The sequence below is a fragment of the Bacteroidota bacterium genome (assembly GCA_013696965.1).
Lineage (GTDB): Bacteria > Bacteroidota > Bacteroidia > JACCXN01 > JACCXN01 > JACCXN01.
On the sequence record JACCXN010000031.1, the window covers coordinates 1 to 11,425 of the forward strand.

At 33.4% G+C, this 11,425-nt stretch carries 9 protein-coding genes; all 9 read right to left on the reverse strand.

Translation table 11 applies throughout. The features are described from left to right. On the reverse strand, positions 1–1,865 hold a 1,865-nt coding region (locus tag H0V01_05170; GenBank protein MBA2582763.1), incomplete at its 3' end, for a PAS domain S-box protein. Between the two features lie 1,075 nt (positions 1,866–2,940). Beyond that, the gene (locus H0V01_05175) at positions 2,941–3,384 is read right to left on the reverse strand and encodes a response regulator (GenBank protein MBA2582764.1); all 444 of its coding nucleotides are present in this window, start codon (positions 3,382–3,384) and stop codon (positions 2,941–2,943) included. A gap of 376 nt (positions 3,385–3,760) precedes the next feature. Next, entirely contained in the window at positions 3,761–5,638 is a 1,878-nt protein-coding gene (locus H0V01_05180) for a PAS domain S-box protein (GenBank protein ID MBA2582765.1), read from the reverse strand. Between the two features lie 380 nt (positions 5,639–6,018). Next, positions 6,019–7,494: a PAS domain S-box protein gene (locus tag H0V01_05185; GenBank protein MBA2582766.1), complete on the reverse strand. Its 1,476-nt coding sequence runs from the start codon at positions 7,492–7,494 to the stop codon at positions 6,019–6,021. 390 nt (positions 7,495–7,884) lie between these two features. Continuing rightward, complete coding sequence (locus tag H0V01_05190) at positions 7,885–8,301, reverse strand: response regulator (GenBank protein MBA2582767.1); 417 nt, start codon at positions 8,299–8,301, stop codon at positions 7,885–7,887. Further along, positions 8,298–9,527, reverse strand: a complete 1,230-nt coding sequence (locus H0V01_05195) for a GHKL domain-containing protein (protein ID MBA2582768.1) — start codon at positions 9,525–9,527, stop codon at positions 8,298–8,300. The genes H0V01_05190 and H0V01_05195 overlap by 4 nt, the downstream gene beginning before the upstream one ends. A 124-nt stretch (positions 9,528–9,651) precedes the next feature. Continuing rightward, entirely contained in the window at positions 9,652–10,107 is a 456-nt protein-coding gene (locus H0V01_05200) for a response regulator (protein MBA2582769.1), read from the reverse strand. Between the two features lie 176 nt (positions 10,108–10,283). Further along, complete coding sequence (locus H0V01_05205; protein ID MBA2582770.1) at positions 10,284–10,712, reverse strand: response regulator; 429 nt, start codon at positions 10,710–10,712, stop codon at positions 10,284–10,286. Continuing rightward, on the reverse strand, positions 10,712–11,425 hold a 714-nt coding region (locus H0V01_05210), incomplete at its 5' end, for a GHKL domain-containing protein (protein MBA2582771.1). The genes H0V01_05210 and H0V01_05205, both read right to left, overlap by 1 nt.

An 11,425-nucleotide genomic window follows, 5' to 3' on the forward strand; every position in this document is an offset into this window, starting at 1 on the left:
GCTTTATTCTTCGACCGAGATAATTCTACCAGTTTACTAAATTTTGCCATAACCCTTTTAGAAGATCTATTAATAACCCTCCCAAATTCTTCGATGTCTTTTATGTCTTTATTTTCAATGTTTTGAAGTAAAATGTCGGAGGAGGATACGATCACCGAAAGAGGATTTCTTAAGTCATGGGATATTAAAGAAATAAAATTATCTTTTGCCTGTGTTAGCTCTTCAAGTTCCTTGTTATACTCTTTCAGCATAACTAAATAGCCTTCTTTTTGCAGTTCTAAAGTTTTTTTCTCGGTAATATCTGCTACTACTCCAAAGAGTTTTTTTTTGCCTTTAAAATCAGGCATTGGTTTTCCTTTTATTTCAATCCATATAATTTGCCCCCCGGGGGTAATAATTCTTGTTTCACATTCGAAAGATTTATGATATTGCGCATCTTTAATAATATCCTTAACATATTTTAGATCCTCAGGGTGAATATGTTTTAAGAATTTTTCAAAATTCCATTCTTTAACCGGTTCGCTGTAGCCGAATATCTCATCATGCCTGAAATCCCTTACTGTTTCTTCAGTTTCAACATCAATTTCCCAGGTTCCTAATTTTGCAGCCTGAATAGAAAACTGTAAGCGTGCTGCCATTTTTTGATGTTCCTTTTCGCTTTCTTTAATTTTTTCTTCTGCTTCTTTTTGTTTATTCACATCTGTGTTGGTTCCAAGCCATCTATAAATTTTGTTTTGGCTGTTGTAAAGTGGCAAAACACGAGTCAGGAATTGACGGAACTTACCGTCTGCGCCTTTTAGTGGAATAGACATTTCAAAAGGGTTGCCGGTTTTTATAGCCTCACGCCATTTAACAAGTACGTTTGGAAGCTCTTTAGGGTCGTGAACCGATTGCCAGCCCCATCCTTCCATATCAGCCAAGGTGGTGCCGGTATAATCATACCACTTTTGGTTATACCAAAATATGTTGCCGTCCGCATCAGCCATCCATGAAAGGTTAGGAATATTGTCAGCCAATATCCTGAAACGCTCTTCGCTTTCTGTAATTTTTTTCTCTGCTTCTTTTTGTTCGGTAATGTCAATACTGATCCCAGTAAGTATTTTTGCTTCTCCCTTATCGTTATAATAATATTTTCCAAAAGAACGTATCCAACGGAGGGCGCCATCATTTGCCCTGTGAATGGCATACTCTGCTTCATATGCCGTTTGATTAACTCTTGCTTCTTCTATTTTTTTAAAAGCCTTTCCTTTATCCTCTTGAACAATCACTTTATGCCAGTCTTCGTATGTTAGGCCTTTAGCGTGTTCATCATATCCCCACATTATTTTATGCAATGCAGACCATTCTAACTTTTGTGTTTTTATGTCTAAAGACCAAGTACCTATGTTTGCAGAATCGGTGGCAAGCTTTAAGCGCGCTGCCATTTTTTGATGTTCCTTTTCGCTTTCTTCAATTTGTTTGCGGGCTATTACATGTTCGGTAACTTCATTAGCAAAAACCAAAATACCCTCTGTTTCGCCCTTGGTGTTTTTAAATGCCTGGTAAGAAAAATTAACATAAGCCTGTTCATGTTTACCATTTCGGTTGAACATCATCGGCATTTCTTTACCGAAGAAAGTTTCTCCGGTCTTATAAACATTATCAAGCAGCTCAATAAACCCCTGGCCTTCTAATTCGGGGCGTGCTTCAAGCAGCGTTTTACCTGTGAGATTACGGTTGCCAACCATATCTATGTAAGCAGGGTTTGCAAAATCAAATACATATTCATGTCCTTTGAGTATGGCAATCATGGCAGGCACTTGCATAAAAATATTTTTTAGCGCATCTTCGCTGTCTTCATTTGTATTTTTTGAAGGAGGATTCATTTTTATGTTTGACGATTTTGCAAATTTTAATTCGTTTTTTTGTGTGATGTTTTATTGCAGTATTTTATTTGTTTATACAAAAACAAAAATCCCTATTACACAAAGGCATAGGGATATTATTAATCGTGATTGTATTTTGGAATTTCATCTCTCTTTTAAATAAATGCGCTTTGCGCCCACCTAAGAATAAAAAACATAGGAGTGAAGGGTGTTTTTTTGCAAATGATGCCTCAGCGTGGATATTATATTCTTCTAATGGCATTTCTATGTTGAGTTGATTGGTTAAATACAAACGATAATTGTTACTTCGGTTTTTTATTTACTGTTTTTTAATTTTTACAAATAACATACCCGATTTAGGTTTATTATTATTTTATGTGGCGAAGATTCGTTGAGTGCGAATTAGGATAGCCAAAGAGTATTATTTCCTGTAATCATGTAGGAATGAGTTCCCCTTATGTGCAATCTGTTATACTATTTGGTAAATAAGTTATATGATTTACCTATTTCTATTCACTGTTGTCCGGGGAAAAGGATAGAGATTCCTCATTTCGCTACGCTCCATTCGGAATGACAAGGGATTCAGATATATCAATGAGAGGGGGTTAAGTTGCGGCTTTGCCGCAACTTAACCCCTACCTCTCACAAAAGACTTGAAAAGACTGTCATTCCGACCGTAGGGAGGAATCTCATATATTTTACCGGACAACAGTGATTTCTATTGGTCTACGAAGCTGAAGGTGCGTGAGGGTTTCAAAAAACAGGACAAAAACCTTAAAAGCAATTATGATTTTTGGTATGTTTCAATATTTAAGGAAATTAATAATCCTTCCAAATTAGGAGTCATTTGGCAAAGTTTTCTGCATAGCTGAAGGTGGCTATTGCCGCTTTGGCTAGAAAACAATGTCATTTCTTAGGGTTTAGTTTTTGAAATAAAATATTCATTTTCTACAATCAGTGCACCCCTTGCTTAAGATTAAAATCCCTTTTAATTCTGTTAATTTATTTTCAACCTTGATCATCCACTGTTTTTAACCTTTGATTGGCATTAATTACAAGAATTCTTGCGCTAATATTAAGGATTTGGCAATTGATTAATCAAAACCCAGTAAAACCCGACCTCTTTTACAACTTTTGCAAACTGATCAAATTCCATTGGCTTTACAATGTAGCTATTTACTCCCAATTCATAGCATTTTTTAATATCGGGATCTTCCCTTGAAGATGTAAAAATTACTACGGGAATATTTTTTGTGAGGTTATCTGCTTTTATCTTTTGCAACACTTCAATGCCATCCACTTTGGGCATTTTAAGATCTAATAATATTAAACAAGGGAAATTATCGGTACTTCTATCAGAAAAAGACCCTTTGGAAAAGATAAAATCCAAGGCCTCTTCTCCGTCTTTAACATGTATAATATTATTGGCCACTTTGTCTTGTTTAAGGGCCATAATAACAAGTTTTGCATCATTTGGATTGTCTTCTACAAGAAGAATCTCTTTTTGGTAAATATCCATTTTTTTATATGTTTTTTTATCATTATTGTCCGGCTAATTTTCAGGCCGCTCCTACAGAGCTTGTTTTTTTTGGCAATGCTTTTTACAAACAGTTCACTCCTACGGAGTTTAAATAAAAAACAGTTCCATGGGAATGGCCTGTTTATAGAAAACAAACCCAATGGAAAAACCAAGCCCCATTATGGGCGGCCTGTATAAACATTGGTAAATTAAGCCTTCCGTTCAGATAACTGAATTTATTTCGGACACCAATGTTTTTTTTATTTCAAAAACCTGCTTTCATTCAACATTTTTAATTTACTGTCAACAATTGATTATTAACATGAATCATTACAAAACCTTCCACATTCTTTTTAAATTCCTATACATAAAAAATCTAATCAGGCAGGGAAAAATAAAACCCAGCTCCTTTATGCAGTTCTCCCTCTGCCCATACCTTCCCTCCATGCCTGGAGATAATTTTTTTTACAATTGCAAGCCCTATACCAGTTCCTTCAAATTCCTCCTGAGAGTGCAATCTTTGAAATACCCCAAAGAGTTTTCCATAGTATTTCATGTCAAAACCAACACCGTTATCTTTTATATAATACACTGTTTCTTCATCCTTCCGATAAGATCCGATTTCTATAACTGGGTTGGGCTTTGGAAAAGAATATTTTAATGCGTTGGTGATCAAATTTATCCACACCTGTCGTATTAATGTGCTATCGCATCGGGCCAAAGCAAGATCCTTAACAGTAATCTTTGCTGTATATTTACCCTGAGATAATTTTAAAATTTCATCAAGGGCTTCTTTTGCAAGGGCTGTCATATCTACATTTGATTTTTCTAAATCTTTTCTTCCCAATCGGGAAAAAGCAAGCAGGTCATCAATCAACTTACCCATTCTTACTGCTTCATCCACTATTATTTGTAATAGCTCTTTCCCTTCTTCATCAAATTTATCCTTATACTTTTCCTGGATGATACGGGTAAAAGCATTAATGCCACGAATTGGGGCACGCAAATCATGCGATACGGAATAAGAAAAGGCCTCCAGTTCTTTATTGGCATTTTCCATCAACTTTATATTTTTTTCCAATTCCTCTGAATTTTGCCTAATCGTTTGCTCGGCCATCTTACGTTCTGTTATATCATCTGATATTCCCATTAAATATGCAGGGTTGCCATTATCATCCATTAAGGCGATTTTTTTGGTGTGAAGCCATCTCTTTCCTTTATACTTTGTAATAATGGGTTCTTCCAGAATCTCATAGACTTCATTTTGTGAAAGCACCTCTTTATCCTTGGCTGAAAAGTAATCTGCTTGTTCTTTTGAAAAGAAATCGTAATCGTTTTTTCCAATCAAATATTCTTTGGAATATCCCAATAACTCTTCCCCTGCTTTATTAAGGCTTACAAAACGAAGTTTATTTGCATCCTTTACAAATACCATATTGGGAATGTTTTCCAGAATAGAATTGGTAAAAGCAAAGTTTTGTCTTACTATTTTTTCACTTTCCATTAATTGTTTTTCTACCTTTTTTTGTTCTGTAATATCACGGATAAAACCAATGAAAATATATTTGTCTTTGATTTTTGAGGGTGAAATGCTCAAAGCCACATCAAACTCTTTATTTTGCCTGTTGATTGCCTCTATTTCAATGGTTTTATGAAGTACAGGCCCTTCGCCTGTTTTAAAAAAATGTTTTAACCCTCTGTTATGTGCCTCGCGGTAGCGTTCTGGAATTATAGTTTCACTCAGGGTCTTGTTCATTACTTCTTTTTCTGTCCAGCCAAAGAGAATTTCAGCTTTTGGGTTCCACTTAATTATTTTTCCCTGCTCATTAATTACTATTACTGCATCAGGGGCATTCTGGAATATAATTTGGATTTTCTCTTCATTTTCTTTGCTAATTTTTATTTTTGATTCCAGCTCGTCCTGAATCTGTTGTTTAGCCTTATCTTTTTTGATAAGATCAGAAATTGTTCGTGTATTCACCCAAACAACTAAATTTACAAATAAAGCAATAGTAAAATATAAAATTCCTGTTATAAAAATACGTTGTTCAATATTTCCAGAAAAAACAAAGAAAACATAAACAATATACCCCACAGCAAATAATAGAATGAACAAGTTTAATATTTTCCATATTTTCAACTCCTTGTTACTTTTATTAAGTATATGCAAAATTGCATGAGTCTTTAATCCGGAAATTATCAAGGCAAAAAAACCTAAGCCTATTAATACTAAGGCAATATCTTTTAATTCCATGTTTTGGGTCGTATTACCTATTAAAACTTTGGCAAAGGCAAACTCGATTCCTTAATTTTCACAAAACAAATCAAACCCTCATTTAAATATAAGCAGTTTAATTGTATTTTTTTTGTAACACATTCATTAATATAAAATACATTCTGGGATTATTTAACAGACCGGAATGATTAAGTAATTTATCAAAAAATGTTGTAAAATCCAAGAAAGCATAAATCATTCTTCTCAAGAAATTCTTAATTCCTTGAGAAGAATAAAAAACATAGCAAAACGAAATGTTTTCATGCCCTAAGTATTTATTTTTCTAATTTAAAAGAAATGACTAAAATTTGAATTTCTAAAATCGCTTATTCAGCAAACAGTTTTTTAGGTTTTCAACTTTAGCTTTGCTTATTTTTAAGTGGCAATTCAACTATGAATTCACTCCCCTCACCAAGTTTGCTTTGTAGTTCAATATGGCCATTTAATTTTTCTACAGCATTTTTTACAATATATAAACCCAGGCCGCTTCCTTTTGATTCATGGCTTCCCCTGAAAAATATATCATATACCTTATCTTGTATTTTAGTGGGAATTCCTATGCCATTATCCTTTACAGAAATTATAAGCCTGTTATGTTTTTTACTAACCCTGATATCCACGTATGGGTCTATAATATCTAGGTTTTTGAAAACCACTGCATTACTTATAAGATGATCAAATATGGAAAGCAGTAACTTTGGATCAGAATAAATTTTTTCTTTTAAATCTATATCTATTTTAAATTGTATTTCAATGTCCTTATGAAAGGGTTTGGAATTTTTAATAGCCTGGTCAACAATTTTTCCTATATCAACTTCGGATATGTTTACATTTTCCCTGCTCAACATAGTAATATTTACCAGATTCATCAGCAGGTTATCAAGTTTATTGGTGGTGTTTTCTATTAAATTCAGGAATCTCAATGCATTTTCATCTTTTACCTCCATTTTGGCGATATATAGAAAGCCCTGAAGTGAACAAAAAGGTCCTTTTAAATCGTGGGAATACATATAAATTAAAATATCCAGTTCTTTAATTTTATATTTTAGTTTTTCTTCTATTTTCACTCTGTCTGTAATGTCCCTGCTATTTATTATATAACTAATCCCTCCATCACTTTCAGAATAAGCCTTTGCTGTAGATTCAATATATAGCCAGCGTGTGTTTTTAGTCCTGAATCGAAAAGTTATAAAATAGGTGCCATCCGTATCAGAAAGAATTTTTTCAAACTCGTTGGTAAAGGAATCAAGATCATTGGGATGAATGAAATCAGAAATGTTTTTTCCTAAAATTTCATTTGGTGTATATCCCAGTATTCTCTCTATAGAGGGACTAGAAAACGTAAAATAAAAATTTGAATCAAGGATAATAATTATATCTGTTGCGTTCTCAATCAATAACCTGAAGTGTTCTTCGCTTTTTCTAAGTTTTTCTATTGCCTGTAATTTCTCTGACTCGATTATTCTTTGATTTAGTGCTTTTTGGATTGCTGTTGGCAACCTAGCCAGATTATCTTTTAAAACATAATCGTCAACGCCATTTTTTAGAACTTCTACTGCAAACTCCTCAGAAACAGTTCCGGTTACCAGAATAAAAGGTATGCTTAGTTTTTTTTGCTTGAAAATTTCAAACGCCTCAATAGAATCAAATTGAGGCATGGAATGATCGGACAATATTACGTCTGGAGAAAATTCATCCAAGGCCTTTATAAATCCATCTTTGGTGTATTCTGTCCTTGAAGTAAAATTAATATCTGCTTTTTTTAATTCACGTTTAATTAATTCAACATCCAAAGGTACATCCTCAAGAATTAATATTTTCAATGGCTTGAGCATAGGCTGCTTTATTGGTTTTTATACCCAAATTCAATGCCATTAATAATTTGGATAAATAACAACTGCCACCACAGCTAATAATTCAACGCTTATTTTTAAAATGGTAAACTCGGGAGAGTTTGATAAATGTATGGCATATCGGCCAGGAAAATGACTGTATATTAGTGCTATATCTTCGCTATCAATACTGGTAAAATATATGAGATTCCTCCCTACGGTCGGAATGACAGGCTTTTTAAGTCTTTTGTGAGAGGGAGGGGTTAAGATGCGCAACTTAACCCCTCCCTCTCATTGATATAACTGAACCCCTTGTCTTTCCGAATGGAGCGAAGAGAAATGAGGAATCTCTATCCTTTTCCCGGACAACAGTGTTTATAAATATTGTTTTAATTAATTATTTTCTTGCACATACGGAAAATACTGCTCTAAAATTTCTGTAAGCATTTCTACCGTTAGTGGTTTAATTTTAAAGCCTACAACTTCCGCAAATTGTTCGGCTTTTTTTTCGTCTTCAGGATTTAGTGATGTAGTAAGCATGATAACAATTGTATCTGATTTTTGTTCTTCACTTAATTCCCTATATGCTTCCAAAAAATCCCATCCGTCCATTCTTGGCATATTGATATCTAAAAATATTAGTTCGGGTGGAATTTGGTTTTCTTTCTTAACAAAGGTTAAGGCTTGTTCACCATCTAAAGCAACTTCAATATTTTCTGTAAAATTCATTTCTTTGATGATGATTTTATGAAAATAGTTATCTGCTGCGTTGTCATCTACCAAAAGAATGCAATTCAATTTTTTTTTCATAGGAATTTTGCTTTAGGTTTTTGGATAGTGAAATAAAATACGCTTCCCTTTCCGGTTTTAGATTCTACCCAGATTTTCCCTCCGTGCATTTCAACAATTTTCTTACATTCAGCCAGTCCTATACCTGTTCCTTGGTAAACATCTTTATTGTGCAGTCGCTGAAAAATCACAAAAATTTTATCATAATATTTTTTGTCTATTCCAATTCCATTATCTGTTATTGCAAAAAGCCATTCTTTATTTTCCTCTTGTGCTGTAATGTTGATAATTGGGGGTGTATCTTTTTTTCTGAATTTGATAGCATTACTGATAAGGTTTCGAAAAAGAAATTTTAATTCTGTAGGAAAGCTGTTAATTACGGGCAATTGTACTGAATGTATTTCTGCTCCGCTTTCCTTAATAGAATTGGCCAAATCATTTAGCACCTCCTTTAACAGTGTATTGCAATTGACTTCTTCTCTATTTAAATCTTTTCCTATTCTTGAATAATTCAATAAATCTTTGATGAGTGTCTGCATCCGACCTGTTGCAATGCTTATAAAATCCAGAAACTGATCGGCCTCTTTATCTAATTTCCCTTTGTAATTTTTATGAAATAAACCTACATAATTGGCAATGGTTCTTAATGGTTCTTGCAAATCGTGTGAAGCAATAAATGCAAATTGTTCAGTTCCTTTGTTAGCCGTTTCAATTTCAATTACTTTTTTTTCTAATTCGGAGTTCATTCGATGAATTTCTTTTGCACGGTCGTAAATATCCATTTCCATTTGCTCCTTTAATTCGCCGGCTGCAATATCTTTCAGGGCAAGTTCATTTTTTATTTTAACATATTCAGTAACATCTTCAACACGGTGAATGATGTAAGCAACTTCCTCTTTTGAATTCAACACGGGTTTATTCAGAGGACTCCAATATCTTATTTCAAATGCTCCATCCGGTTTTCGAATATCATACTTTTGAACTGCCATCGTATGAGTGGCTTTGTTTTTAAGAACATAATTTAATGAAGCCCGCAAATTAGAAACACCATCAGCAGAATGATCATCCGGATTATCGGGGAATATTTCAAACATTCCCTTACCAATAATTTCATTCCGTTTGGTCATAGACGCATGTTCATAAGCATCGCTTAACGCAAAAATTGTAAAATCAGGTAGTAAAATGATATATAATCCCGGGATCGCCTCAAAGAGGGATTTAAAATCAATTCCAGATTTATTCTTCATTTCATGCTTTTTCATCTTAAACAAGCATATGGTTATTGGTTAATGTTTATCAAGGATAGTTATGCTTTTACTTAGTCTGCTTGATAAATGTGTTCAAAGTTAAATGATGTCGCTATAGTATCCTTTACTCAATAAAGTCGCTGTTTTCTTTACTAAATAATTTATTAGGATGGTTGTTGACTATCCAATATCTGATTATTATGTCAAATATTTCTGCTTGTTTATCAACATTGGATGGTTTTTTGAAAGAACCTCCCACGCGATAAAGATATGCGTCTTTAAGATCCTGTTTTGTTTCGGTGTTGCTTAAAAAAATAAAAGGCACTGCTCTTTTAGATGCTTCAAGATGTTCGTCTATCGCTTTTTTCATCTCAAGTCCATTCATTTTAACCAAATCAAATTCTGAAATTATCAGAAATATCGCATCCTTCGTTTTTTTCAAATATTCCAGAGCGTCCAAAGAGTGGGTGAAATATTCTATTTCGACATCCCAGTCTTTTTGCTGTAAAGACTTTTCCAAAAGTTCTTTTTCATATTTTTCATTATCAACGAGGATAATTTTTCCGGTAAGCTTTTTCATTGTAATGAATTTTATAAATATGTTTTATTAATTATTTCTTGCACGGGATTTTCATTGTCGTTGAATTTCTTTACTGAACGGGCAATTTTAATAAGCTTTTTGTTTCATCATACGATTAAAGAGGTAATCACTCATTCCAATTGTTTTGCATCTCTACATATAGATATGATTTTAAATTATTTCTTGCATATAATATTTTCTACATAATCCGGAAAATATTGCTCTAAAATTTCTGTCATTTTTTCTTTGGATAAAGGGTGGTTTTGATAGCCCGAAATCTCTTGTATTAGCTTTGCTTTTTCTTCATCATCGGGGTTTACAGATGTGGTTAGCATCAATATAACTGTTTTTGCTTTTTGTTTTTCTTCCAAAAACTTATATTGATCCAGAAATTCCCATCCGTTCATTTTGGGCATACTAATGTCTAAAAATATGATTTCGGGAATAATTTGATTTTCTTTTTTAAGATATTCCATTGCTTCTACACCGGTTTGTGCAAATTGAATGGAGTTGGTAATATTCATTCCTTTAATGATGATTTGATTAAAGCGGTTAGCTTCCGGACTATCATCAATTAATAGAATGCAGTTCAATTTTTTTTTCATTATATAATTGTTTTAGGAATTGTAAAATAAAATGCACTCCCTTTTCCAAGTTCTGATTCAACCCATATTTTTCCTCCGTGCAGTTCAACAACTTTTTTGCAGTTAGCCAGCCCTATTCCTGTTCCGGGATATTCTGCCCGAGTGTGGAGTCGCTGAAAAATTACAAAAAGCTTATGATAATATTTTTTTTCTATTCCGATGCCATTATCCTTTATTGCGAAAAGCCATTCCTTTTCTTTGTCTTGTACTGTAATATTTATAAGTGGATCCATTCCATCTTTTTTATATTTTATCGCATTGCTTAAAAGATTTTGAAAAACAGATTTTAAATGGACGTAGCCGTTTAAAACGGGCAATTTATCAGAATGAATTTCTGCACCGTTTTCTTTGATGGATAGTGCGAAATCTTTTAAAACTTCGTGCAAAATTTTATCGCAATCTATTTCTGATATAGCTATATCTTTTCCTATTCTAGAATATTCGAGCAAATCCTTAATGAGTGCAGACATACGTGCTGCGGCTTCAATGATATAATTCATATATTCATTTGTATCCTCATCTTTGTTGTTGTTCTTTTTTGCTAATAAACCGGTATAATTTGAAATGCTGCGTAATGGTTCCTGCAAATCGTGGCTGGCAAAAGAATTGAAGGAGGCAAGTTCAGCATTGGAGCGTTCAAGTTCTGTATTTTTTGTATTGAGTTCTTGCGTGCG